The 24,231-nt window shown below is 62.9% G+C and carries 21 protein-coding genes; 14 read left to right on the forward strand and 7 right to left on the reverse strand.

What is annotated here, in order from left to right:
- Positions 1-83 precede the first annotated feature (83 nt).
- From ACTG2J_RS06785 to ACTG2J_RS06795, 3 genes are read left to right on the forward strand one after another with little or no spacing between them, the layout of a single operon-like run.
- Positions 84-1,448, forward strand: coding sequence for a sucrose-specific PTS transporter subunit IIBC (locus tag ACTG2J_RS06785; RefSeq protein WP_040065997.1), 1,365 nt, complete (start codon positions 84-86; stop codon positions 1,446-1,448).
- Positions 1,448-2,863, forward strand: a complete 1,416-nt coding sequence (locus tag ACTG2J_RS06790; RefSeq protein WP_439997312.1) for a glycoside hydrolase family 32 protein — start codon at positions 1,448-1,450, stop codon at positions 2,861-2,863. Before ACTG2J_RS06785 ends, ACTG2J_RS06790 begins: the two co-directional genes overlap by 1 nt.
- Before the next feature lie 27 nt (positions 2,864-2,890).
- The gene (locus ACTG2J_RS06795; RefSeq protein WP_058055966.1) at positions 2,891-3,901 is read left to right on the forward strand and encodes a LacI family DNA-binding transcriptional regulator; all 1,011 of its coding nucleotides are present in this window, start codon (positions 2,891-2,893) and stop codon (positions 3,899-3,901) included.
- 91 nt (positions 3,902-3,992) lie between these two features.
- Here ACTG2J_RS06795 and ACTG2J_RS06800 read toward each other — a convergent pair whose 3' ends face one another.
- From ACTG2J_RS06800 to ACTG2J_RS06815, 4 genes are all read right to left on the reverse strand, one after another.
- A complete protein-coding gene (locus ACTG2J_RS06800) occupies positions 3,993-4,721 on the reverse strand; it encodes an MgtC/SapB family protein (RefSeq protein WP_005350335.1) in 729 nt (242 codons plus the stop codon).
- Between the two features lie 218 nt (positions 4,722-4,939).
- The gene (locus ACTG2J_RS06805) at positions 4,940-5,344 is read right to left on the reverse strand and encodes a hypothetical protein (RefSeq protein WP_005359258.1); all 405 of its coding nucleotides are present in this window, start codon (positions 5,342-5,344) and stop codon (positions 4,940-4,942) included.
- 381 nt (positions 5,345-5,725) lie between these two features.
- Positions 5,726-6,997 carry an NAD(P)/FAD-dependent oxidoreductase gene (locus tag ACTG2J_RS06810; RefSeq protein WP_439997313.1) on the reverse strand — a complete coding sequence of 424 codons (1,272 nt, stop codon included), beginning with the start codon at positions 6,995-6,997 and terminating at the stop codon, positions 5,726-5,728.
- Between the two features lie 54 nt (positions 6,998-7,051).
- Positions 7,052-7,237: a YgaP family membrane protein gene (locus ACTG2J_RS06815; RefSeq protein ID WP_113738805.1), complete on the reverse strand. Its 186-nt coding sequence runs from the start codon at positions 7,235-7,237 to the stop codon at positions 7,052-7,054.
- 88 nt (positions 7,238-7,325) lie between these two features.
- On the opposite strand from ACTG2J_RS06815, the gene ACTG2J_RS06820 reads away from it, so the two are divergent.
- Genes ACTG2J_RS06820 through ACTG2J_RS06860 form a run of 9 tightly spaced genes read left to right on the forward strand, consistent with a single transcriptional unit; the run spans position 7,326 to position 17,038 of the window.
- Positions 7,326-7,640 (forward strand): ArsR/SmtB family transcription factor, encoded by a 315-nt coding sequence (locus ACTG2J_RS06820; protein WP_005338008.1) that lies wholly within the window; start codon positions 7,326-7,328, stop codon positions 7,638-7,640.
- Complete coding sequence (locus tag ACTG2J_RS06825) at positions 7,640-8,053, forward strand: YeeE/YedE family protein (RefSeq protein ID WP_021231150.1); 414 nt, start codon at positions 7,640-7,642, stop codon at positions 8,051-8,053. Before ACTG2J_RS06820 ends, ACTG2J_RS06825 begins: the two co-directional genes overlap by 1 nt.
- A gap of 13 nt (positions 8,054-8,066) precedes the next feature.
- Positions 8,067-8,537 (forward strand): DUF6691 family protein, encoded by a 471-nt coding sequence (locus ACTG2J_RS06830; RefSeq protein WP_429215721.1) that lies wholly within the window; start codon positions 8,067-8,069, stop codon positions 8,535-8,537.
- 41 nt (positions 8,538-8,578) lie between these two features.
- Positions 8,579-9,619: an efflux RND transporter periplasmic adaptor subunit gene (locus tag ACTG2J_RS06835; protein ID WP_429215758.1), complete on the forward strand. Its 1,041-nt coding sequence runs from the start codon at positions 8,579-8,581 to the stop codon at positions 9,617-9,619.
- Positions 9,612-12,776: an efflux RND transporter permease subunit gene (locus tag ACTG2J_RS06840; protein WP_113738802.1), complete on the forward strand. Its 3,165-nt coding sequence runs from the start codon at positions 9,612-9,614 to the stop codon at positions 12,774-12,776. Before ACTG2J_RS06835 ends, ACTG2J_RS06840 begins: the two co-directional genes overlap by 8 nt.
- A gap of 27 nt (positions 12,777-12,803) precedes the next feature.
- On the forward strand, positions 12,804-13,943 hold the full coding sequence (locus ACTG2J_RS06845; RefSeq protein ID WP_113738801.1) for an efflux RND transporter periplasmic adaptor subunit: 1,140 nt from the start codon (positions 12,804-12,806) through the stop codon (positions 13,941-13,943).
- 51 nt (positions 13,944-13,994) lie between these two features.
- The gene (locus ACTG2J_RS06850; protein ID WP_439997314.1) at positions 13,995-14,624 is read left to right on the forward strand and encodes an ABC transporter ATP-binding protein; all 630 of its coding nucleotides are present in this window, start codon (positions 13,995-13,997) and stop codon (positions 14,622-14,624) included.
- Positions 14,625-15,839 carry an ABC transporter permease gene (locus tag ACTG2J_RS06855; RefSeq protein ID WP_069527918.1) on the forward strand — a complete coding sequence of 405 codons (1,215 nt, stop codon included), beginning with the start codon at positions 14,625-14,627 and terminating at the stop codon, positions 15,837-15,839. It begins immediately after the preceding gene.
- Positions 15,839-17,038, forward strand: coding sequence for an ABC transporter permease (locus tag ACTG2J_RS06860; protein WP_043818601.1), 1,200 nt, complete (start codon positions 15,839-15,841; stop codon positions 17,036-17,038). Before ACTG2J_RS06855 ends, ACTG2J_RS06860 begins: the two co-directional genes overlap by 1 nt.
- A gap of 51 nt (positions 17,039-17,089) precedes the next feature.
- Here the strand turns inward: ACTG2J_RS06860 and ACTG2J_RS06865 are convergent, their stop codons facing one another.
- Positions 17,090-19,552 carry a diguanylate cyclase domain-containing protein gene (locus ACTG2J_RS06865; protein WP_439997315.1) on the reverse strand — a complete coding sequence of 821 codons (2,463 nt, stop codon included), beginning with the start codon at positions 19,550-19,552 and terminating at the stop codon, positions 17,090-17,092.
- A 430-nt stretch (positions 19,553-19,982) separates the two neighbouring features.
- Between ACTG2J_RS06865 and ACTG2J_RS06870 the strand changes: the two genes are divergently transcribed.
- Positions 19,983-20,999, forward strand: a complete 1,017-nt coding sequence (locus ACTG2J_RS06870) for a lipoate--protein ligase A (protein ID WP_439988846.1) — start codon at positions 19,983-19,985, stop codon at positions 20,997-20,999.
- A 223-nt stretch (positions 21,000-21,222) separates the two neighbouring features.
- Positions 21,223-22,917 carry a pyridoxal phosphate-dependent decarboxylase family protein gene (locus ACTG2J_RS06875; protein ID WP_236268457.1) on the forward strand — a complete coding sequence of 565 codons (1,695 nt, stop codon included), beginning with the start codon at positions 21,223-21,225 and terminating at the stop codon, positions 22,915-22,917.
- Positions 22,918-23,061: 144 nt separating this feature from the next.
- Here ACTG2J_RS06875 and ACTG2J_RS06880 read toward each other — a convergent pair whose 3' ends face one another.
- Positions 23,062-23,691, reverse strand: coding sequence for an NAD(P)H-binding protein (locus tag ACTG2J_RS06880; protein ID WP_113738797.1), 630 nt, complete (start codon positions 23,689-23,691; stop codon positions 23,062-23,064).
- Positions 23,692-23,862: 171 nt separating this feature from the next.
- Entirely contained in the window at positions 23,863-24,201 is a 339-nt protein-coding gene (gene bamE, locus ACTG2J_RS06885) for an outer membrane protein assembly factor BamE (protein ID WP_005337980.1), read from the reverse strand.
- Positions 24,202-24,231 lie beyond the last annotated feature (30 nt).

Below are 24,231 nucleotides of genomic sequence, written 5' to 3' on the forward strand. Positions count from 1 at the left end.
GCTGAGGCTAGAAGCCCGGCTCGACAGCCCCTACTCTCATGTGACAAGGGCCCGCCAGCGTGGCGGGTCATAAGAGGAAGAATATGAATATCAGTGCGATAGCCAAGGATCTGGTGCCCCTGCTCGGGGGCAAGGAGAACATTGTCAGCGCTGCCCACTGCGCCACCCGGCTGCGGTTGGTGCTGGCCGATGACAGCAAGGTAAACAAGGCCGCCATCGACAAGCTGGAGGGGGTCAAGGGGTGCTTTAGCAACGCGGGCCAAATTCAGGTGATCTTCGGCACCGGTCTGGTCAACAAGGTCTATGCGGAGTTTGTGACGCTGACCGGTACCGGCACCGCCAGCAAGGCGGAGCTGACCGACATGGCGGCGGCCAAGCTCAACGTGGCCCAGCGGCTGGCGCGAACCCTCTCCAACATCTTCGTGCCGATCATTCCGGCCATCGTCGCCTCGGGCTTGCTGATGGGGCTGCTCGGCATGGTGCGCACCTACGGCTGGGCCAATGCCGACAGCGCTCTGTTTGTGATGCTCGACATGTTCAGCTCGGCGGCATTTATCATATTGCCCATTCTGATCGGCTTTACGGCAGCACGTGAGTTTGGCGGCAATCCGTACCTCGGGGCGACCCTTGGCGGCATCCTCACCCACCCGGCGCTGACCAACGCCTGGGGCGTGGCCGGTGGCTTCAAGACCATGGATTTCTTCGGACTGGATGTGGCGATGATCGGCTATCAGGGCACCGTCTTCCCGGTGCTGCTGGCAGTCTGGTTTATGTCCCATCTGGAGAAACAGCTGCGCAAGCGCATTCCGGATGCGCTGGATCTGATCCTCACGCCGTTTCTCACCGTCATCATCACCGGCTTTGTGGCGCTGCTCTTTATCGGCCCGGCGGGTCGGGTGCTGGGGGATGGCATCTCGTTTGGTCTGAGCGCCCTCTATGAGCAGGCGGGCTGGCTGGCGGGGCTGGTGTTTGGCGGCACTTACTCGCTTATCGTCATCACCGGCATCCACCACAGCTTCCACGCCATCGAGGCGGGATTGCTGGCCAATCCGCAAATTGGCGTCAACTTCCTGCTGCCCATCTGGGCCATGGCCAACGTGGCACAGGGCGGGGCTTGCCTCGCGGTCTACTTCAAGACCCGCGACGTGAAGATCAAGGCCATTACCGTGCCGGCGGCCATGTCGTGCCTGCTGGGTATCACGGAAGCGGCGATCTTCGGGGTGAACCTGCGCTATATCAAACCTTTCCTCGCCGGTCTGTTTGGCGGGGCCTGCGGCGGCGCCTACGTGGTGGCGGCCAAGGTGGGGATGACGGCGGTGGGGCTGACCGGTATTCCCGGCATGGCCATCGTCCAGCCCATGAGCCTTATTCATTACATCATCGGGTTGGTGATCGCCTTTGGCGCCGCCTTCGCTGCTTCCTACCTGCTCAAGTACAAGGTGGAGTGATGAAGGAAAGCGAACGTCTCAACCAGATTGTCCGGTCGCTGCTGGCCGGACAGCTCAAGGCGGCGGCCGATCCCCATCGGCCCCGCTGGCATCTGGCAGCCCCGGTGGGGCTGCTTAACGATCCCAACGGCTTTATCGAGCACGACGGGCGCTACCACCTCTTCTACCAGTGGAATCCGCTGGGCTGCGAGCACCGCAACAAGGGCTGGGGCCATGTCACCTCCACCGATCTGTTGCATTGGCAGCACGAGCCGGTGGCGCTCTTGCCCACCGAAGCCTATGAGAGCCACGGCTGCTATTCGGGTTCGGCGGTGAGAGACGAGCAGGGGCGTCTGACCCTCATCTACACCGGCAATGTCAAATACCCGGATGGCAGCCGCGCCGCCTATCAGTGTCTGGCCCGGGCCGACGGTGAGGGTGGTTTTGCCAAGCTGGGGCCTGTGCTGGATCTGCCCGCAGGCTACAGCGGCCACGTGCGCGACCCCAAGGTGTGGCACGACGGTAAACAGTGGTTGATGGTGCTGGGGGCCCGCACCCTGGATGACAAGGGGGAAGTGCTGCTCTATCGCAGCGAGACCCTGCAAAGCTGGCAGCGGGTGGGCCCCATCGCCGGTAGCGGGCGCGGGGGGCTGGGTGAGTTTGGCTATATGTGGGAGTGCCCAGATCTCTTCCCGCTGGGGGAGTGTCATGTGCTGATCAGCTGCCCGCAGGGGATTGCCCCGGCAGGCGAGGATTATCGCAACCTCTACCAGTGCGGCTGGCTTTCTGGCAACTTCGACGGCGAGCGCTTCGAGCACGGGGCTTTCCACGAGCTGGACCGGGGCTTCGAGTTCTATGCGCCGCAAACTACCCTGGACACTCAGGGTCGCCGCCTCCTGTTCGGTTGGCTGGGGCTGCCGGAGGAGAATGAGATGAGCCAACCCACTGTCGCTTACGGCTGGATCCACCAGATGAGCTGCCCGCGGGAGCTGTTCTGGCAGGATAAGTGGCTCTGCCAGCGGCCGGTGGCGGAGCTGGCGGCATTGAAGGGAGAGTTGACCCGTTTTGAGGGGACGCTTGGCGAGTTTCCGGGGCTGGCCATCGACTCGGCCTGGCTCGATCTGGATCTGTGTGGTGAGGGGAGCCTCTGGTTCGGTGCCGTGGCCGAGCTGTGCTGGCAGCCGTGGCGCATCACCTTGCGGCGCCAGAACTGGCAGAGCGGAGCGTGGGAGACCCGCAGCAGCCCATGGGCTGGCGGGCTGATCACCGTCCTGTGCGATCGCTCCAGTCTGGAGTGTTTCATCGATGAGGGGCGTCACAGCCTGTCGGCGCGCTACTTCCCCGGAGAAAAGCCACAACTATCATCAGGTAACGGCGATGATGGCTGCAAAATTTGCCTCAATCACTGGCCGCTGTCGGCATGCCTAGTACAATAGCCCGGTTCTAGTCAGCCGGGAGGCCAGGTGGAGAAGAAGAAACGGATCACGATTGCCCAGATCGCCGAACTGGCGGGGGTGTCCAAGGCAACCGCCAGTCTGGTGCTCAATGGGAAGAGTGCGGAGTACCGGATCGCCGACGATACCCGCAAGCGCATTCAGGCAGTGGCGGAGGAGTGTCACTACCTGCCGAGCTTTCATGCCCGCTCCCTGCGCGAGACCCGCAGCTACACCTGGGGGCTGGTGATCCCCGATCTCACCAACTTCGGTTTTGCCCGCATCGCCCGTGCCCTCGAGGCCCACTGCCGGGAGGCGGGCATCCAGCTGCTGATCGCCTGTTCCGAGGATGATCCCGCCCTTGAGCAGCGGGTGGTGGACAACCTCATCAGCCGCCAGGTGGATGGGCTGATTGTCGCCTCCAGCGGCCACAGCGATGACATCTATGCCCGCATCCACGACCGCCTGCCGGTGGTGCAGCTCGACCGCCATATTGGCGAGTCGCGCCTGCCCATGGTGATCTCCGATGCCTGCAAGGCCACCGCCGAGCTGGTGCGGGACATGACCAGCGAGTGCGGCGAGGAGATCTACTACTTCGGCGGCCTGCTGGATCTCTCCCCCAGTCGTCACCGGCTGGCGGGCTATGAGCTGGGGCTCCATCGCGCCGGTTTTGAAGCCGATGCCGCCCGGGTGCGCCATCGCGACTATCAGCCGAGCTCCGGTTATCAGCTGATGGCCGAGCTGGTGGCCGAGCTGGGGGCGCCCCCAAGGGGGCTCTTTACCGCCTCTTTTACCCTGCTGGAAGGGGTACTGCGCTACCTTAACGAGGCGGGGTTGATGGAGACAGGGATGCGCCTGTGCACCTTCGACGATCACGACCTGCTCGACTGCATCCCCATGCGCATCGACTCGGTGGCGCAGGATTGTCCGGCGCTGGCCCTCGCCGCCTTCGAGCTGATGCAGCAACTGATTGCGGGCAATCCTCCCGCACAGACCGCCCAGGTGATCACCCCCAGGGTGCGCTGGCGCAGTCGCCGCTAGCCACTCTTCGCCCATCCATATGAGAAAGCCCCGCCATTGCTGGCGGGGCTTTTTGCTGTTGGCGGATGGAGCCATGACTCTGACCGACAGCTCAGTCGGTGGTACTGGTGCGCCAGAAGACCTGCTTGATATGGGGGTGGATGCCGAGTTTCACCATCAGGGCATCCAGCTCGTCGCCATCGATGGAGGTAGCCAGCAGCACCGCCGAGATCTCCAGATCCCCCTCGCCAAACGGCTCGATATCGAGTTCGCTCAAGGGGTAGTTGGCCTGCTCCAGCATCTCCTCGAGCCAGTGCAGCACCTCTTTTTGATGCTCTCGCTGGGTCAGGGCCGTCACCTTGTAGGTCACTTCGGTGTCGGTATTGTCTACCGGGCGACGGTTGATCTGGTTGACCAGCGGTCGCAGCAGGGTGTTGGCGGCCAGCACGAACAGGGCGCCCAGAATGGCCTCCATGGCTAACCCGGCGCCACAGGCGGCGCCGACCGCTGCTACGCCCCAGAGGGTGGCGGCGGTGTTGATGCCGCGGATATTGCCCGACTCGCGCATGATGACGCCGGCGCCGAGAAAGCCGATGCCGGAGACGATATAGGCCACCACATGGACCACGTTGTAGTTGCCGCCGTGCAGGTCATAGATGCGCTGGGCCAGACTGACGAACAGGGCGGCCCCTACGGCGACCAGCACGTTGGTGCGAAGGCCCGCGGTACGTTGGCGGTACTGGCGTTCCAGCCCGACCAGACTGCCGAGCACAAAGGCGAGCAAGAGGCTGGCCAGGGTGTCGAGCAGGGAGATCATGTCAATTTGTTGCCACATCTTCATGGCGTACTCCTTCCGATAAGTGCTGGCTTGGCGCAATCCATGATGAAACGCCGGGAGGCGGATGGATCAGGGGATGATTGCGCGGATGGCCAGCAGAAAAACAAAAACGCGGCGTCCCGGGGCGCGAGCATCATCAGATGCCCTGACGCTCGGAGAGGACGCAACAAGCAGGGCCAGCGTGGCTGGCCCCTTTCACTGTGGTTAACGCAGATGAGCGGTCAGTTGAGCTCGGGATCGCAGTCGATGCGCGGGCGCAGTTGCCAGCGCACCGGATGTGCCACCCCGACCTGATGAACAAACTGCACCAGATAGCGGCGCTGGGGCGGGGTGCACTGCAGGTTGAGCACCAGCTCTCGCCCGCCGCCGCGACCCGGCTTCATCGATTGCATCGGTTGCAGCCCAGCCGGTTGCAACGTGTGGTTCACCATATCCAGCACCTGCTCCATATCGGCGCGATCCTCACAGCGGATCTGCAGCCTATAGTGGTGCTGACGCTGTTTGCCGCCCAGCCAGCGTGGCAGCATGCCACGGCCGAGCCGGCTCAACAGGGGGTGAGCCCGGGTAGCAACAGAACCTGTTGCGACCGCGCGATCCGCAGCCGGTTTGATTGAGATAAAACGCATAGCAGCCTCCTTGTGGGAAGCAGAAACTATGCAGGCATGGCGACCGTGGCGGTTGGCCACTGGTTGCCAGACGTCAAGTGTAAAAAGGGAGAAGAGGGGAGTGGATTTCCGCTTCTCGCAGGGTTGCGAGTTGCGGCAGAGAAAGACCTGCGGCTAGCTCGCAACCTTGGTACCGACGATGAGGGTCGGTCTACAACTGTCACTTGATGAGTTGCCCACTGATGGTCTCCGCTATTGATAAGAGGCTCGAATGATAGCCGAGGCGGCGGGCAGGGTAAACCCCGCGCTGCCCGCAGCAACATCTTGAAACATAATCGAAAGCCCCGTTTTTGCCGCGCAGGGCCGCCAAAAGCAGACCCGGCGAGGGCCGGGTCTGCGGGGTCATTCGGTCTTGTCGATACCGAGGTATTTGAGCATCAGTTTCTCGTAGATGGGCTCGGTATCCCCCACCTGCATCTTGTGCAGGAAGTACTTCTCGAAGGCGATCTTGGCCAGATGGACCCACTTTCCTTTCTTGAACCAGGCGACGTTGCGCGGCGGGATCTGCGGCATGGCGACGAAGGCGGCGCCTGTGTCTCCCATGTCTGCCAGACAGATGGCATTCCACACTGCCTTGGTCACCGGCGGCTGGCCGCTGAGCTCCGTCTTGATGTTGTGGCTCAGGGTGCGCACCATCGCCTCAATCATATAGCCGGTCTTGGGCACCCCGGTTGGTACCGGCGTCTTGTGCGGCGGGGCAATGGCGATGCAGACCCCGGCGGCGTAAATCTGCGGGAAGGTGGGGTTGCGCTGGTGTTCGTCGACGATGACAAAGCCGCGGGGATTGACCAGCCCCTCGATGCTCCGCAGCGGCGCAATGCCGACAAAGGCGGGCAGCATCATGGCGTGTTTGTAGGGCAGAGTGTGGGTGCGCTTGATGTTGCCCTCATCGTCCAGCTCCTCCACCGTCATCTGGCCATCTTGCGCCGCCACGGTGCGGGCATTGCAGATCCACTGCACATCGCGCATCCGCAGTTCGCTCTCCAGCATCCCCTTGGAGTCACCTACGCCGTTGAGACCCAGATGGCCGATGTAGGGCTCGCTGGTGACAAAGGTCATGGGCACATTTTTTCTCACCTTCTTGTCGCGCAGGTGGCGATCGAGGATGAATGCGTACTCGTAGGCGGGACCGAAGCAGGAGGCGCCCGGCATGGCGCCGACAATCACAGGGCCGGGCTCATCGACCAGGGCACTGACACTGTGGCGGCACTCTTCGGCGTGGGAGAGGGTACAGACGCTGGTGGTGCCACCGGATTCGGGGCCAGCCCCCGTCACCTCGTCAAAGGCGAGGGCCGGGCCGGTGCAGATCGCCAGAAAGTCGTAACGCAGGGTCTGGCCATCGGAGAGGGTGAGCTGCTGCGCCGCCGGTTGCAGCTCGGTCAGGGCGGCATGGATAAAGCGGATCCCCTTTTTCTTCACATGGGGTTCGATGGGGATCGAGGTCTCCTTGCGCTCCCGCCACTGGACGGCAATCCAGGGGTTGGAGGGGGTAAATTCAAAGTCCGGCTTGTCATTGATGAGGATCACCTCATGCTGCTTGCCCAGTTCGGCCTTGAGTTCGTAGGCGGCAGACATGCCTCCGAGACCCGCGCCGATGACGATTACCGTTGCCATGTTCAGCCTCCTGCGTTTATTACACGCTCATGTGAGCCGGGTCATCCGACCCGTTTATTTAAATCCTATCCGTTTGAGGATCATCGCTGCCGGACAGAAACCGGTGAATGCGCTCTGGATCAGGTTGACCCCGACAAAGGCACTCAACCAGACAAAGCCCGGATGAACCCAGGTGGTAAGGATCAGCGAGAGCAGCAATATGCAACCCGCGACGATTCTGACTCCGTTATCTACTGTCATGGTCCTTCTCCTTATCTACTTTAGATATTGCTAATTTAGTGTTGTTTTATACAATAGAACAAATATCAGCAATTGCTAATTTACTCTTATGAGCCAATTCGACGAGATGAACAGACATGCGACCGCCGCCGCCTCCCTGCTCAAGGCGTTGGCTCATCCCGAACGCCTGATGGTGCTCTGCCAGCTGGTGGAGGGGGAGAAGGGCGTCGGGGAGCTGCTGGCCCATAGCCAACTCGGGCAGTCGGCCTTCTCCCAGCAACTCTCGGTATTGAAGCGCTACGGCCTGATCCGTTCGCGCAAGGTCTCCCAGCAGATCTACTACTCGCTGGTGAGCGAGGCGGCAGCTGATGTGCTGGGGGCGCTGCAAACCCATTTTTGTCACTCAGAAAATAAGGAATCTTGATGATGGAAAGCCAATGGCTGCTCTCTTTGGGCGGTGGCATGCTGGCGGGGCTGTCGGCCCTGATCCTGATGTTGTTCAACGGCCGGGTGGCCGGGATCAGCGGCATTCTGGCCGGTGCGCTGCAACACCGTGCGCCGTGGCGGGTGCTATTTCTGCTGGGGCTCGGGGCGGGCGCCTGGTTGGCGCTGACTCTGGGTTGGGCCAGTATGCCTGCATTCACCACGCTGCCCGGCTGGCCCGTTGTGCTACTGGCCGGTCTGCTGGTCGGGGTCGGTACCCGTCTTGGCAATGGCTGCACCAGCGGCCACGGCATCTGTGGCATGGGGCGGCTCTCCCTGCGCTCCATCGTCGCTACCCTGACCTTTATGGCGGCGGGCTTTATCACCGTCTTCGTTACTCATCATCTGTTGTAAGAGGCTGTTCGCCATGAAGTTGCTGACAAGTTTGTTTGCGGGTGTGTTGTTCGGACTGGGGATGGCCATCTCCGGCATGGTGGATCCCGCCCGGGTCACCGGATTTCTCGATCTGGCCGGGGCCTGGGATCCCAGCCTCGCCTTCGTGATGGGAGGGGCCCTGCTGGTCTTTATGCCGGGTTATTTTCTGCTGGTGAAACCCCGTCGCCAGAGTGTGCTGGGGGATCCCATCGCAGCCGTACCAGCCCCTCGGCTGGAGCGCCGGCTGATCGGCGGGGCGGCGCTGTTTGGCATCGGCTGGGGATTGGTGGGTATCTGCCCGGGGCCTGCTCTGAGTCTCATTTCCAGCGGGCAGCCCATGATAATGTTGTTTATAGCGGCCATGGTGGCCGGGATCTTGCTGTTTGACAGAGGGCTGGCCAGGGTGCTGGCCAAGGCGCCAGTTCGGGGAGTGGATAAGGTGCGCCAGTCCCATACCGCCTGATCCCGTGAAGTGACAGATTACGCCAGGGAAGGAGAGTAATGATGGAAAAGATCCGGTTGCTGGGGATCACCTTGTTGGTGATGACATCGCAGGCCATGACATCCCCCCGGGCCTTTGCCGCGGACGGGGAGCCAGAGCCCTTGTTGACAGTGGCGCCACAGGCGGTGACCGACTGGCTGACGCTGGATGGCACCGTCAGTGCCATCAATCAGGGGACGGTGGCGGCCCAGACCAGCGGCCGGGTCTCCCGTATGCTGGTGGATGTGAACGATCAGGTGCAGGCGGGGCAGCCGCTGCTGGAGATCAGCGGCAAGGAGCAGTTTGCCGCCGTCACGGGTGCCGAGGCGCGGCTGGCGCGGGCGCAGGCTCAGCAAGTGGAAGCCGAGCGCCAGCTTGCCCGCTTTCAGGCGCTGATTGCCAAGGGGGTGATCACCCGCGCCCAGCTCGACAATGCCCAGGCGACTGATCGCGCCGCCCGCGCCGAGGTGAACGCTGCCGATGCAGCTCTCACTCAGGCCCGCGAGGCCTACGGTTATACCCGCATTCTGGCTCCCTACGCCGGAGTGGTGACCAAACGGCTGGTGGAGTTGGGGGAGACTGTCGCCCCCGGTACCCCGCTGCTCTCCGGCTTCTCTCTAGACACACTGCGGGTGGAGGTGGAGTTGCCCCAATCCGCCCTTTCGCTGGCTCGTGAGCCTGCGGATGTGCAGGTGCTGCTGCCGGATGGCAAGTCTGTTACCCCGGTCAAACTGACCCGCTTCAACTATGCCGACAGCCAGAGCCACGCCTTCAAGTTGCGCCTCGACTTGCCGCCGCAAACTGCCGGGGTATTGCCCGGCATGTGGCTCAAGGTGCAGCTCAAGCAGGGTGAGCGTCAGGTGTTGCAGGTGCCGGATCGCGCCCTGCTGCGGCAAGGGGAGTTCAACGGCGTCTATCTGCAGCAGCCCGCTGGCTGGGCCCTGACGCCGGTGCGGGTCGGCCATTGCGTCGAGGGACAGTGCGAGATCCTGGCCGGGCTGCAAGCCGGTGACAAGCTGGCCCCCGATGCCTGGGCGCAGCAGCAGGAGGTGGCCCATGAGTAGCGAGCTGAACGGCAACAAGGAGAGGCTGGGGCCTGCCGGTCGGCTGGCTGCGCTGTTTCAGGGCTCGGCCATCACCCCGCTGCTGGCGCTGGTGGGGCTGTTGCTCGGTCTGTTTGCAGTGCTGGTGACCCCCAAGGAGGAGGAGCCGCAGATCGATGTCACCTTCGCCGATGTCTATATTCCCTTCCCGGGAGCCACTCCGGCTGAAGTGGCCTCTCTCGTTACCACCCCAGCCGAGCAGGTGGTCTCTCAGATAAAGGGTATTGATACCCTTTACTCTTTTTCCCAACCTGATGGCGCCCTGCTGGTGGTGGTGTTCAAGGTGGGGGTGAGCCGCGAGCAGGCCATCGTCGATCTCAACAACCAGCTCGACTCCAACCGCGATTGGTTGCCACAGGGGATCGGAGTCGGTCAGCCGCTGGTGAAACCCCGGGGGATCGATGATGTCCCTATCGTCAGTTTGACCTTATGGAGCAAAGAGGGGAGCAAGCAACTGGGGGCTCCCGAGTTGACCCAGGTCGCCCATGAGCTGGAGACCGAACTCAAGCGCATTCCCGGTACCCGCGATATTTACACGCTGGGCAGCCAGAGCGCCGTGTTGCGGGTGATGCCGGATCCGGCGGCCCTCAGCGCCCACGGCATCAGCTGGGGTGAGCTGAGCCAGCGACTTGCGGCCGCCAATCAGGTGGGCCCGACACAGGCCATCGAGCAAGATAACCGGGAGATCAAGGTGCAGGTCGGGCAGTTCCTGCAAAACGATCAGCAGGCCCGCGAGCTGGTAGTGGGGCTGCACGACGGCAAGCCGGTCTATCTGGGGGAGGTGGCCAGGGTCTCTCTGGGTCAGGAGACCCCGACCAAGCGCAGCTGGATGGGGATGGGGCAAGCCAGTTATCCGGCGGTGACCCTGGCCATCGGCAAGCAGCCGGGCCAGAACGCGGTCGATGTGGCCAAGCGGGTGGAGGCGCGGGTCGAGAGTTTGCAGAACCGGCTTATCCCGGCAGGAGTCGAGGTGACGGTGACCCGGGACTACGGCGTCACCGCCGAGACCAAATCCAACACCCTGATCGGCAAGCTGATTTTTGCCACCACGGCGGTGGTGCTGCTGGTACTGGTGAGCATGGGTTGGCGCGAGGCGCTGGTAGTTGGCGTTGCCATCGTCATCACCCTGGCGCTGACCCTGTTTGCCAGCTGGGCCTGGGGCTTTACCCTCAACCGGGTGTCGCTGTTTGCGCTGATCTTCTCCATCGGCATTCTGGTGGATGACGCTATCGTGGTGGTGGAGAACATCCACCGCCATCGCGGTTTGGGCAAGGGGTCGCTCAAGGAGCTTATTCCGGGGGCGGTGGACGAGGTGGGGGGGCCGACCATACTGGCGACCCTGACCGTCATCGCGGCCCTGTTGCCGATGGCCTTTGTCAGCGGCCTGATGGGCCCTTACATGAGCCCCATCCCCATCAATGCCAGCATGGGGATGCTTATCTCCCTGCTGGTGGCCTTCATCTTCTCACCCTGGCTGGCGAGCCATTTGCTCAAGGGGGAGGTGCACGGTGCCCACGGCGAGGCCAAGGCGGGTCTTTTTCACCGGCTGATGACCCCTTTCCTGATCGGTGATGGCGCCAAGCGCGCCAGACGCAAACTCTGGCTGGTGGTGTTGCTGCTGGTCGGGGCCGCCACCGCCATGCCGGTGGTGCAGTGGGTGGTGCTCAAGATGCTTCCCTTTGACAACAAGTCGGAATTTCAGCTGGTGCTCGATATGCCGGAGGGGGCGACCCTGGAGCAGACCGAGCGCACCCTGCTGGCGGTCGGGAGGGAGCTTGCCAAGGTGGAGGAGGTGAAGGATTACCAGGTCTACGCCGGCACCGCAGCCCCCATCAATTTCAACGGCCTGGTGCGCCACTACTTTATCCGCAGCGGCGCCAACGTGGGGGATATTCAGGTCAATCTGGTGGACAAGCATGAACGGGATCGCAGCAGTCACCAGATTGCCCAGTCGGTTCGGGAGCCGCTGCAGGCCATCGCCAGTGCGGCAGGGGGCAACCTGAAAGTCGTTGAGGTGCCGCCCGGCCCGCCGGTCTGGTCCCCCATCGTTGCCGAGATCTATGGCCCGACTCAGGCCGCCCGCGAAGCGGCCGCTCGCGCTGTACAGGCCCGTTTTGTAGCCACGGCGGATCTGGTGGATGTGGATATCTATCTGACTGACCCGCAGCCCAAGTGGCGGCTGGTGGTGGATCGCAGCAAGGCGGCCCTGCTCGGGGTCGATCTCGGCGATCTGGTGAACACCCTCAATGGCGGGGTGGGTTATCAGGATGCCAGCTGGTTGCAGGGACACGGCGCCAAGTATCCGGTGCCGATCCGCATCGAACTGGCTCCCGGTGACAAACGGGATCTGGCGGGCGTACTGGCCCTCAAGGTGCGCAGCCAGAGTGGCCAGCTGGTGCGGGTCTCCGAGCTGGTGAGTCGCCGTGATGAGGTGGCCCCCAGCTATATCATGCACAAGAACATGCAGCCCATGGTGATGGTGGTGGCCGACATGGGTGGCCATACCGACAGCCCGCTCTACGGCATGTTTGCCGCCGGTGCTGATATCGACCTGCCCCAATATTACGTGCAGCAGCCCGACAAACTGGGGGAGGTGGCGCTGTTGTGGGACGGTGAGTGGAAGATCACCTACGAGACCTTCCGCGACATGGGTATCGCCTACGGGGTGGGGATGATCCTCATCTACCTGCTGGTGGTGGCCCAGTTCCGCTCCTATCTGGTGCCGCTCATCATCATGGCCCCCATTCCGCTCACCATCATAGGGGTGATGCCGGGCCACGCCCTGTTGGGAGCCCAGTTTACCGCTACCTCGATGATCGGGATGATCGCCCTGGCCGGGATCATCGTACGCAACAGCATCCTGCTGGTGGACTTTATCGAGCAGCAGCGCAGCGCCGGAGTGGCGTTCGAGCAGGCGGTGATCGAAGCGGCGCAGGTACGGGCCAAACCCATCATGCTGACGGCGCTGGCGGCGATGATCGGGGCTCTGTTTATCCTTGATGATCCCATCTTCAACGGACTGGCCATCAGCCTGATTTTCGGGATCCTGGTCTCCACTTTGCTCACCCTGGTGGTGATACCCTTGCTCTATTATGCCCTGCTCTCCCGACGCACATGACGGGAGTCACTAGCGAAAGGATGCGCGATGAAGAGAGGTTGGTTGTGGTGGGGAAGTGGCGTTGTGGTGGCGGTGGCTGCTGTGGCATGGTGGTGGCGACCGCAGCCGACGCCGATCAGGCTGGCTGAGGTCGGGCGGGGGGATGTGCTGGTCACCGTGGTCAACACCCGGGCTGGCACCATCAAGTCGTGTCAGCGGGCCGGACTCAGTCTGCCCGGTGGCGGCGTGGTGGAGCAGATCGCCGTCAAGGCTGGGGAGCGGGTGGCGCAGGGAGATCTGCTGCTGACCCTCTGGAGTGACGACATTCACGCCGATCTTGCCCGTGCCCGTGCCCAGCAGGCCCTTGGCAAGACCCAGCGCGAGGAGCGTTGCAGCGAGGCGGCCTACTACGAGCGGGAGGCCAACCGGCTGGCCACCTTGCTGGCCAAAAATCTCACCTCCCGCACCCTCGCCGAGCAGGCCCAGAATCTGGCCGATACCCGCCGCTATGTCTGTCAGGCATCCCGTCAGCAGGAGCGGGTCGACGAGGCGCAGGTCGCCCAGGTGGAGGCTCGCTTGAGCGAGCGTCGTCTGCTGGCGCCGTTTGCCGGCGTGGTGGCGGAGGTCAACAGCAAGCTGGGCGAATACATGACCCCCTCACCGCCCGGAGTGGCCATGCCCCCGGTTATCGATCTCATCGACGATCGCTGTCTGTATGTCTCTGCCCCCATCGATGAGGTGGATGCCGCCCGCCTCAAGGTGGGCCAGTCTGCCCGGGTACTGCTCGATGCCATGCCTGGGCGCGATTTTGCCGCCACCGTCACCCGTATCGCCCCCTATGTGAAGGAGCTGGAGAAGCAGGCCCGCACCGTGGAGGTGGAGGCGGCGCTCACTGCCCTGCCCACCGATGTGCCCCTGCTTATCGGCTACAGCGCTGACCTCGAAGTCGAAGTGACCCGCGCCACCGATGTGCTGCGGGTAGCGGCCAGCAGCCGGGCCGACGATGGCAGCGTGCTGCGGCTGGAAGGGGATAAGCTGGTGCGGGTGGTACCCCGCTGGGGTGTGGAGAACTGGAACTGGATTGAGGTGGCCGAGGGGCTCGCCGCCGGTGATCGGCTGGCAGCTCAGCCCGGACAGATTGTCGGGGAGGGCCCTTTCAGCGCCGCCACGGAGCAGACGGATGAGTGATCTCATTCGCCTTGATGCCGTCAGCCGTCGTTTCACTTTGGGGGGAGCGAAGTGGCTGCCCTCGACCGCGTCTCCCTGCGGGTTGCCGAGGGGGAGTATCTGGCGGTGATGGGCCCCTCGGGCTCCGGCAAATCGACCCTGCTCAATGTGCTGGGGCTGCTGGATCGGCCCGATGAGGGGCGTTACTGGCTGGGAGGGGAGGATACCGCCACTCTGTCAGAGCCGGCGCTAGCCCAGCTGCGCGGCCATCGCATCGGCTTCGTGTTCCAGTCGTTTCACCTTATCTCCCGCCTCACCGCCCGTGAAAACGTCGAGCTGCCGCTGATGTTGTGCGGGATCGCCCCCGCCGAGCGCCATCGCCGAAGCCAGCAGTTGCTGGGGGAGCTGGGGCTGGAGAACCGGGCCGGGCACCGCCCCGCCGAGCTCTCCGGCGGTCAGCGTCAGCGGGTAGCCATCGCCCGTGCCATGGCGATGGCGCCGCGGCTAATCCTGGCCGACGAACCCACCGGCAATCTCGACTCCCGCTCCGGGGAGGAGGTGATTACCCTGCTGGAGGGGCTCAACCGGGAGCAGGGGATCACGCTGGTGGTGGTGACTCACGACCCGCGCCTCGGTGAGCGGGCGGGCAGGCGGATCCTGATGAACGATGGCCGCATCAACATTGATAGCGGCGGTGGCTGAATGCGGCGGCCCGATGTGATCCGCTTTGCCGCCGTGGCCTTGCTGCGTCAGCGTTCACGGGCGCTGGTCTTGATCCTGGCGGTGAGTCTGAGCGTCACCTCGGTGCTGCTGCTCACCGCGCTGGGGGAGGGGGCGAGGCGCTATGTGGCCGACCAGTTCAGCTCCCTTGGCAAGGATCTGCTGGTAATGTTCCCGGGCCGCAAGGAGACCACCGGCGGGCTGCCGCCGGTCACCGGCAACAGTCTGCGGCAGATCACACTCGATGACATGCACTACCTTGGCCAGCATCAGCCAAACGTGCGGCTGGTGCCGCTGGTGATGGGCTTTGCCGAGGCCAAGCAGGGGGCGCGGCTGCGCCAGACTATGCTGCTTGGCAGCAGCAACGGGCTACGCGATACCCACGGGCTGGAACTGCTCTCCGGCCGCTGGCTGCCAGGGGATGCCGCAGAGGATCGACCGGCCGTCCTGCTCGGGGCCAAGGTGGCCCGTGAGCTGTTCGGTCAGGCCGATCCGGTCGGTCAGTGGCTGCGTTTTGACAATCGCCGCTTTCGGGTGGTGGGGGTCTTCACCAGCCAGAGCAGCAATCTGGGGATGGATATGGCCGAGGCGGCGCTGATCCCGGTGGGTAGCGCCATGCGGCTGTTCAACACCGAGGGGCTGTTTCGGCTGCTGATCCAGCCGCTGGCGGGACAAGCAGTGCCCCCGCTGGTCAAGCGACTGGAGCAGCTGATGCAGGCGCGCCACGGGGTGCTCGATGTAACCGTGGTGCGCCGTGACGCCATGCTGGCCACCTTCTCCACCATTCTCTCGACCCTCACCCTGGCAGTTGCCGGCATCGGCGCCATCAGCCTGCTGGTCTCCGGCATCATGATGATGAATCTGGCGCTGATCAGCACCCGCCAGCGCACCGGCGAGATCGGCCTGCTCAAGGCGCTGGGTGCCGATAGTCGCCAGATCCGCCAGCTGTTTTTGTGGGAGGCGCTGCTGCTGAGCGGCAGTGGCGCGCTGTTTGGCACTGTGTTGGGCTATGCCCTGGTTGGCCTCGCCGGAGTGATTTGGCCCGGATTTCCGGCGGCAGTCCCTCTGCTCGCTACTTTCTGCACCATACCGGCGGCCCTGCTGACTGGACTGTTTTTTAGCTGGCTGCCCGCCTCCCGGGCCGCAAGGCAAGATCCGGTCAGCAGCCTGCGCAGCGGGCAATGGAGCGGTGGCTGATGCGCGCAGCTGATCTGCTGTTCTGGCTCTGGCGCGCCTTGTTGGCGGGGCGCAGCCGCAGTCTGCTGTCGGCGCTCGGCATCGCCATCGGGATCGCCTCGGTGACCCTGCTCACCGGCATCGGCGAGGGGCTCAGGCTCTATCTGCTCGACAGCTTCTCCCAATTTGGCACCCGGCTGATCGCCGTGACCCCGGGCAAGACAGAGACCGCCGGCGGCCCGCCCGGCATCCTCTCCAGCAGCCGTCCCCTGCTGCTGGAGGATGCCGATGCCCTAGCCAGATTGGCAGGGGTAGAGGCGGCGCTCCCTGTGGTGCAGGGGCAAGGGGAGGTGCGCAGCCGCGGATTGACCCGCAGCACTGCCATTCTGGGCACCGGTTCGGCGGCGCTCTCCGGCTGGCGACTCACCCTGGTGCAGGGACGTTTTCTGCCCGCGGACGACAGTGCCATGCCCCGCGCCTATGCGGTGCTGGGGGCCAAGGTGGCGGCTGAGTTGTTTCCCGGCGGAGATGCGCCGGGCAGTCTGCTGCGGGCCGGTGATCGCCGTTTTCGGGTGGCCGGCGTGCTGGCGCCCAAGGGGCAATTTCTCGGCTTTGATCTGGATGACATGATCTATCTGCCCGCCGCTCACGCCCAGGCGCTGTTCAACAAGGAGGGGCTGCAGGAGATCGACGTCATCTATCGCGCCGGACAGACGGAGGCCGATATCACCGCCCAGATCCGGCGGGTGCTGATCGCCCGCCACGGCGCCGAGGACTTCACCCTCACCTCCCAGCAGGACATGCTGACCAGCCTCGACAAGATCCTCTCCATCATCAAGCTGGCGGTTGGCGGGCTCGGCATTATCTCGCTGCTGATCGGGGCGGTCGGCATCTTCAGCATCATGAGCATCGCCCAGCAGGAGCGGATCCCTGAAGTGGGCTTGCTGATGGCGTTGGGTTGCCCACGGCGGCGCATTCTATTGTTGTTCCTGCTCGAAGCCGTGGTGTTGGCGCTGCTGGGCGGGGCCATGGGACTGGCCCTGCTCGGGGGGCTCAAGCTACTGCTCACCCTGCTGGCGGCCGGCTTGCCGCTCACCCTCCATCCTCTCTATCTGCTGCTGGCGCTCGGTTGCAGCGCTCTGGTGGGTCTGCTGGCCGGGGTCGCTCCTGCACTGCGGGCAGTGCGTCTCGACCCCGTGGTGGCCCTGCGCGGTGACTAGGTCGCCCCTTTCGCAAGAGGCGCATTACGCTCGGGTCTGAGCAGAGGGGGACTAGGCGACCACCTCCGCAACCGACAGGCTGCGCTCAGATCTGAACAGGGGGAAGTAGCGGCGATCCGCCTGACTCATGTGGCCGACTACCAGCTCCTGAATGATGAAGTTGAGCAGCTCGTCGTTGCCCAATGTCCCCGCTTTGGCGGCGTGCAGCAGTTGGCTCGCTTTGTTGAGCAGGCGCTGGTGATCCTGACGGTGGCTGACGAGTTCCCGATAGTCTATCTCCGCCAGCATCTGCTCTTCAAAGGCGAAGTGGTGACGAGCCATGTCGAACAGGCTCTCCAGACTCTCCAGAAATGGGGCCGGATCCTCGTGCTGATCTTTCATCCGCTCCAGCAGCCGGTTGGTCAGCACGAAGAGCTGGCGATGCTCGGCATCGATGCGCGGGTGACCGCACTCGTGGCCGGGTTGCCACAGCAGGGCGCCCTGCTCGGGATCAAGGCCTTCGGTATAGAGGCAGACCCGGCCGCGGCCGCGATTCTTCGCCTGATACATGGCCTGATCGGCGTGGTGCATCAGGGTCTTGGCATCCTCCCCGTGCTCGGGGTAGAGCGCCAGCCCGATACTGCTGGAGATGAGCAGCTCCTGCCCCTCCAGCTGGAACGAATGGCGCAGCTGCTGGTGCAGCTTGTCGGCTACTGCCAGCACTTCGTCGCCGGTCTCCGGCAGCAAGATAACGAACTCGTCGCCCCCCAGCCGTGCCACCAGATCCTGTTTGCGCACGCAGTGGCTGATCCGCTCGGCCACCATATTGAGCAGAATATCCCCGGTCTCATGACCGAAGGTGTCGTTGATCGGCTTGAAGTGATCGAGATCGATAAACATCAATGCCAGCGGACGGGGCGTCTCCTGCTCCATCAGCTCCTTGAGCCGTTGCTGCAGCAAGCGGCGATTGGGCAGCCCGGTGAGGGGGTCGTAGAAGGCGAGGCGGCGCATCATCTCCTCTCGCGCTGCCCGCTCGGTGATATCCCGGGTGACCCCGAGGATCGCCTCCGGCTGGGCATTGTGGTTGCCATGGAGGGTGATGATGGTTTCGGTCGCCACCAGATGGCCATCCTTGTGGCGCAGCTGGGTGCGAATGACCCGGCGAGTCTGGTCATGCTCCCCCCGCTGCCAGGCCTCCAGGGTGGCGGAGATCTCCTCGCGCAGCAGTTGCCTTGAGGCATCCGGCAGCAGCTGTTTGAGGGGCAGGGCAAACAACTCGGGGGCTTCGTAGCCGCTCAGAGGGGCGATGGCCGGGCTGACATAGCGAAAGCGCAAGCTGGCGGCATCCATGGTCCAGATCACATCGGCGCTGTTCTCCGCCACGAAGCGATAGTGCTGCTCGCTCTGGGCCAGTTCACGGGTCAGCCGCTGGCGATCCCGCGCCTCCTCACGCAGGCGCAGATAGAGGTGCAAGAAGATGCCGAGCAGGGTCATCAGGGTAAAGGTGATGAGCATGGCCACCGCCACGCTCTTGTCGAGCAGTTGCCGTTGCTGGCGCAGCCGCTCCTGCGCCGGGTCGTAGATAAAGCGGTCGAGGTTGGGCAATACCGTGAGCATGCCCGCCTCCAGATAGGTTTTGGCGATCTGTAGCCAGCGCTCCTGCTGCATGTAGCCAGGTTCGATCAGATCTGGCTGCATCAGCTCTCTGGTTTCGCGAGCCTCGAACTCCAGCTGTTCACGGCCAGCCCCGGTCGGGTACTGCTCCATGATCAGGTTGATCATCTCTTCGGGGTGGTCCATCGCATAGCGCCACCCCTTGAGGCTGGCCTGCTGGAAGGCGTAGACCCGATCCTGTCGGGTGATCAGCTCCCGCTCGGAGGTAAACAGGTTGTCGCCGTAGAAGTCGAAGTCGATGGTGCGCGGACTGAAGACCCGATAGGGGATCCCTTTTTGTTGCAGATAGAAGGGCTCGGTAGTGCTGTAGGCGCTGATGGCATCCACCTTGCCCGCCAGCAGTGCCTCTATCCCCTGTTTGTAGGGAAGGGTGACCCAGTCGCGGCTGCGGGTATGGTGGGAAAGGTAGGTCAGCAGCTCGTTGGAGCCAGGCTCCAGCATCAGTCGCTTGTTGGCCAGATCGGCCGGGTTGCGAATATCTGGCCTATCCAGCGTGAGCAGAACCAGCGGCGAGTGCTGCAGCAGGGCGGCGAGCACCACCACCGGGCGACCGGCAGCCCGATCCAGCAGCAGGTCACTGCCGCTGATGCCAAACTGGGACTTTCCCGAGATCACCTCGCTGACCACATCGGTGCGGGAGTCCGCTTCGCGCAGGGTGACATGCAGACCGGCCTCCCGATAAAACCCTTTGGCGATGGCCGCGTAGTAACCGGCAAACTGGAACTGGTGTTGCCACGGCAACTGGACGATGACCTGCTCGCCGGCTCGCACGGGGGAAGAGGTCAGGGTCGCGATGACCATACCGACCAGCATTGGCAGAAACCAGCTGAGGGGCTGGCGGGGGGCTGCGTTCTCCGTCATACAACGTTTCTCTCGGGAGCGGTGTCTAGGCTAGATTCAAGCAATTTTGTGTCACCTGCAAGGGGAGAAAAGGCGTTTGCAATGGGGTATAGGGGGGTTGGGAAGTCATTTTTGTGTCGTTCATCACACGGGATGGATACATGCCGTTTTTTTGCAAGTTATGTGACCAATAAGAGAGTCATATGGCCTATCGAAGTGGTCGCATTCTAGCCACTTTTTCCCGTTTTTATCGTTGTCATTGTGGCTTGACTGCATTTTTTCCGTGGTTGCACGTCAAGCTGTGTCGTTATATCAATAGATACTTTTATAGGGCAGTCAGGTGTGACGCAAATGTATCGCGGCTGCTGCGCACCGGTTAATGTGCAACGGCTCAGTGATGGTACCCCGTCAGTGTTATCATGCTGCCCCCAGTTCCGGATAAGGTCTTTTTATGTCCCGCTTGCGTCTGCTTCTCTCCGACTCTCACGATCCCCTGTTCAATCTGGCCGTTGAGGAGTGCATCTTCCGCCAGATGGACCCCGGTCAGCGGGTGCTGTTCCTCTGGCGCAACGCCAATACCGTGGTGATCGGCCGAGCCCAGAACCCGTGGAAGGAGTGCAATACCCGCCGGATGGAAGAGGACGGGGTGACCCTGGCGCGTCGCAGCAGCGGTGGCGGCGCCGTGTTCCACGACCTTGGCAACAGCTGCTTCACCTTCATGGCGGGCAAGCCGGAGTATGACAAGAGCGTCTCCACCGCCATCGTGCTGGACGGGCTCAAGCGATTGGGGATCGAGGCGTTTGCCTCCGGTCGCAACGATCTGCTGGTGGCCACCCCTGACGGGGAGCGCAAGGTATCGGGGTCGGCCTATCGGGAGACTTTGGATCGCGGGTTCCACCACGGCACCCTGCTGCTGGATGCCGATCTCGGCCGCCTTGCCAACTACCTCAACCCCGACCCCAAGAAGCTGGCGGCCAAGGGGATCACCTCGGTGCGCAGCCGGGTGGCCAATCTGTGCGAACTGTTGCCAGGGATCGGTCATCAACAGGTGAGCGAGGCGCTGGTCGAGGCCTTCTTCCACCATTACGGCGCGCGAGTTGAGCCCGAGCATATCTCCCCCGAGCAGATGCCGGATCTGCCGGGCTTTGCCGAGACCTTCGCCCGCCAGCGCAGCTGGGAGTGGAACTATGGCCATGCCCCGGCCTTCAGCCATCTGCTGGAGGAGCGGTTCAGCTGGGGCGGGGTGGAGTTGCACTTTGATGTGGAGAAAGGGGTCATCACCCGGGCGCAGCTCTTTAGCGATACTCTGGAGCCGGCCCCGTTTGATCTGCTGGCGGCCGAACTGGCGGGTTGCGGCTATCGACCGGAGGCTGTCGCCGCGCGCCTGCAGCCCTGGCTGGCGGCCTTTCCGCATCAGCAGAGCGAGCTGGCGGAGTTTGCCGAGTGGCTGTTGACCTCCCTGCGTTGAGGGGGACGCTGCGCTGATGGTGGTCTGGTAGTGAGGGCGCTGTCAGCCAGGGTGGGAGCAAGATCACGAAATCTAAAGAGGCGCCTCAAAGGCGCCTTTTTGCCAGCCCTTGTTATGGCTGATACATGACAAAAAGTAGGGTAGGCCATTAGATATTGTCACTGTCGGCCCCGCAGGTACAGGGGTATAACGGCCGCACATTTGCTGTACTAATGGTATAAAAATGAGTGACTTAGTTTATTTGCAAGACGAAAGCGTCAATGCCGTTCACCCCGATTTCTCCGCCCGTTTCGCCACAGTCAAAGCCAACTTTTTCTCGCGCAATCCCGATCTCTGGCCCGTTTTTCGCGAACCCGGATTTGCCACCCTCAACGAATTTCGGGCCCGTGGTCTGGCGCCCGATGCCCGCCTGAACGCCTGGCCTGATGGCCGTGCCCGCCTGGCCGATCTCTGCGAGACCATGCCGGTGCCCGCCACCATGCGCACCTCGGGCGAGCCGATGGCCGAACTGCTGTTTGCCGCCGCCCTGTCGAAGGATTGGGAGAATCCCTCCAGCGTCGAGAACGTCATCACCATGTCGGCGGATCCCGCCATCTACGGCGCCCAGATGGGAATTCTGGCCAACCCCAATCTGGTCTACTCCGAATACGCCGGAGTGGCCGAGGAGCTGGAGAAGAAGGTGGTGCGCCAGATTGCCCTGCTGGCAGGCTATGACCCCGAGCGGGCCACCGGCATCTTCACCCAGGGGGGTACCTTCTGTAACCTCTACGGCTACCTGCTCGGCATTCGCAAAACCTTGCCGGAGGCCAAGCACAAGGGGCTAGGCCACTATCAGGATTACCGCATAATCAACTCCCAGGGCGGTCACTACTCCAACATTACCAACCTCTCCCTGCTCGGGGTCGACATCGAGAACAAGACCATCCGCATTCAGGTCGGCGAGAACAACGACATCGATCTCGACCACCTCGAGCGCACCCTGACCGCCTGTTTTGCCCTGAAACACGTGGTGCCGACCATCATGCTCACCATGGGCACCACCGACACCTTCGGTGTGGATCAGGTGAAACCCGTGTTCGAGCTGCGCAATCGCCTCTGCGAGCAGTTCGAGGTGGCGGTCAAACCTCACATCCACGTCGATGCCGCCATCGGCTGGTCGATGATCTTCTTCCTGGGTTACGACTTTGCCGCCAACCCGCTCGCCATCAACAGCGCCACTCTGGCGGGGATCGAGCGCAACGTGGCACGCTTTGCCGAGCTGAAATATGCCGACTCCTTTACCGTCGACTTCCAGAAGTGGGGCTATGTGCCCTACACCTCCAGTCTGGTGATGATCAAGGAGCAGGATGATCTCAAGGCGATGGAGAATGACCCGGAGAACTTCTCCTACTTCGAGCGGGACATTCAGGGCCAGACCCACTTGCAATCCACCATCGAGTGCTCCCGCGGCGCGAGCGGCCTGTTCGGTGCCTATGCGGCGCTCAACTACATGGGAGTGGAGGGGTATCGTATCGTGCTGGCCCACTGCCTGCAAAATGCCAACTACTTCCGCTTCCGGTTAAGCCAGCTCGGCAACGTCAAGCTGGTGGCGCAGGAGAATCAGGGGCCGAGCGTCGGCTTCAAGATCTACAACCCCGAGTGGGTGAGCGATCCGGAAGCCGAATTCGCCTTCGAGCTGGCCCGCTCAAGCGATCCCGCCTACAAGACGCGGTTGCAGCGCAACACTGACTATCACCGCAGCTTGTTCAAGGGGCGCGGCAAGGTGGGGCTCTACACCAACTGGGTGGAGGCGGTGGCCCACTCCGACTATGACGCCCGCGGCAAGTACTCCTATATCGCCGGAGAGAAGGCGGTCTTTATGAACCCCGCCTGCACCCGTGAGCAGATCGACACCTTTATCGACCATATTCGCGGTTGATGGATGTTGCCCTGACAGCCGAGCGCAGCCTGTGATGGCAAGAGGCGGTCAGGATACCTCGCCAACAGATAGACAAAGGGCAAGCCAATTGGCTTGCCCTGCTGTTTTTGCAGCACTGTGCGTAATCAGTGGGGAAGGCCGGGTTCAGAGGGTCAGCAACTGCTCGTTTTCGACAATTTCGCACCCGGCGGGCATTTTCGAGAGGGCGATCATAGCGCGAGCCACCTGACGGGCCTCGATGGCGCGCCAGCGGGCGAGCTTGCCCACCAGCAGTGGCCGAAACAGCGGGTAGATGGTCTGAAAGACCTGCTCGGAGAGGCGCGGTGGCTGGCGATCCCCCAGCAGCATGGCGGGCCGCACGATGGCGAGCCGTGGCCAGGATTGGGCCAGCAGGGCCTGCTCCATCTTTCCCTTGGTACGCGGATAGAGAGCCGGGGACGATGCGCTGGCCCCCATGCTCGAGACCACGATCAGCCGTTGACAACCGTGGCGGCGGGCCAGCTCGGCAAAGGCGACCACATAGTCGAGATCGACCCGGCGAAACGCCTCGGCAGAGCCCGCCTCCTTGCGGGTGGTACCAAGGGCACAGAAGGCGATATCGACCGGGCGGGAGAGGGTGACGCTGGCCAGATCATCAAAATTGACCGGCAGCCAGTGGTGTGCCTCCTTGCCCGGCTGGCGACATAGCAGGGTCAGTTCATGTTCGGCAGGCAGTTGCTGCAGCAGTTCGCGACCGATCAGGCCGCTGGCTCCGGCAATCAGGATCCGGCTCATGGGGATTCTCCCTGTGTCATTCGATGGTGTTGATGCCATGGTGGCTGCTCATCAGCATCAGGCAATTTGCGGGCAGCTGCAATGGGGAGAAATGACTCAGTGTTGTCGGGCAGGATGAATTACGCGGGGCTGGATAAAACAAAACCGGCGCGAGGCCGGTTTTGCGGGATATCAGAGCGGGGTATTGAAAGCTGCTGGCAGTGGGAAGTCACCCGTCACTGTGGTCAGCCTGTCATTGGCGAAGGTGACAGTGAGCTCTTTGCGCTCCTTGTCGCCGTGGCCCGGCTGGAATTCATAGAGGTAGTACCAGGTGTTGGGGTCAAAGCCGTCACGCAGCATGGGGGTTCCCAGTACATAGCTGACCTGCTCGCGGGTCATCCCCTGGCGCAGTTTGTCGACCTGTTTTTGTTCCACATAGTTGCCCTGGGGAATATCGATACGATAGACCAGGCTGCAACCGGAGAGGGTGAGGGCGGTCAAAGCCGCGGCAATCAGGTGTTTCATCCGCATATCGAGTTCAGATCATCCATACAGTCTTTT

The organism is Aeromonas sp. 6P (assembly GCF_051919525.1).
Taxonomy (GTDB): domain Bacteria; phylum Pseudomonadota; class Gammaproteobacteria; order Enterobacterales; family Aeromonadaceae; genus Aeromonas; species Aeromonas veronii.

Coding starts and splice junctions, on each gene's coding strand:
- ACTG2J_RS06860 (WP_043818601.1), top strand. CDS start 15,839: ATGCGCGCAGCTGATCTGCTGTTCTGGCTCTGGCGCGCCTTGTTGGCG.
- ACTG2J_RS06865 (WP_439997315.1), bottom strand. CDS start 19,552: ATGACGGAGAACGCAGCCCCCCGCCAGCCCCTCAGCTGGTTTCTGCCA.
- ACTG2J_RS06880 (WP_113738797.1), bottom strand. CDS start 23,691: ATGAGCCGGATCCTGATTGCCGGAGCCAGCGGCCTGATCGGTCGCGAA.
- ACTG2J_RS06790 (WP_439997312.1), top strand. CDS start 1,448: ATGAAGGAAAGCGAACGTCTCAACCAGATTGTCCGGTCGCTGCTGGCC.
- ACTG2J_RS06875 (WP_236268457.1), top strand. CDS start 21,223: ATGAGTGACTTAGTTTATTTGCAAGACGAAAGCGTCAATGCCGTTCAC.
- bamE (WP_005337980.1), bottom strand. CDS start 24,201: ATGCGGATGAAACACCTGATTGCCGCGGCTTTGACCGCCCTCACCCTC.
- ACTG2J_RS06810 (WP_439997313.1), bottom strand. CDS start 6,997: ATGGCAACGGTAATCGTCATCGGCGCGGGTCTCGGAGGCATGTCTGCC.
- ACTG2J_RS06835 (WP_429215758.1), top strand. CDS start 8,579: ATGGAAAAGATCCGGTTGCTGGGGATCACCTTGTTGGTGATGACATCG.
- ACTG2J_RS06815 (WP_113738805.1), bottom strand. CDS start 7,237: ATGACAGTAGATAACGGAGTCAGAATCGTCGCGGGTTGCATATTGCTG.
- ACTG2J_RS06820 (WP_005338008.1), top strand. CDS start 7,326: ATGAGCCAATTCGACGAGATGAACAGACATGCGACCGCCGCCGCCTCC.
- ACTG2J_RS06840 (WP_113738802.1), top strand. CDS start 9,612: ATGAGTAGCGAGCTGAACGGCAACAAGGAGAGGCTGGGGCCTGCCGGT.
- ACTG2J_RS06800 (WP_005350335.1), bottom strand. CDS start 4,721: ATGAAGATGTGGCAACAAATTGACATGATCTCCCTGCTCGACACCCTG.
- ACTG2J_RS06830 (WP_429215721.1), top strand. CDS start 8,067: ATGAAGTTGCTGACAAGTTTGTTTGCGGGTGTGTTGTTCGGACTGGGG.
- ACTG2J_RS06805 (WP_005359258.1), bottom strand. CDS start 5,344: ATGCGTTTTATCTCAATCAAACCGGCTGCGGATCGCGCGGTCGCAACA.
- ACTG2J_RS06855 (WP_069527918.1), top strand. CDS start 14,625: ATGCGGCGGCCCGATGTGATCCGCTTTGCCGCCGTGGCCTTGCTGCGT.
- ACTG2J_RS06785 (WP_040065997.1), top strand. CDS start 84: ATGAATATCAGTGCGATAGCCAAGGATCTGGTGCCCCTGCTCGGGGGC.
- ACTG2J_RS06825 (WP_021231150.1), top strand. CDS start 7,640: ATGATGGAAAGCCAATGGCTGCTCTCTTTGGGCGGTGGCATGCTGGCG.
- ACTG2J_RS06845 (WP_113738801.1), top strand. CDS start 12,804: ATGAAGAGAGGTTGGTTGTGGTGGGGAAGTGGCGTTGTGGTGGCGGTG.
- ACTG2J_RS06870 (WP_439988846.1), top strand. CDS start 19,983: ATGTCCCGCTTGCGTCTGCTTCTCTCCGACTCTCACGATCCCCTGTTC.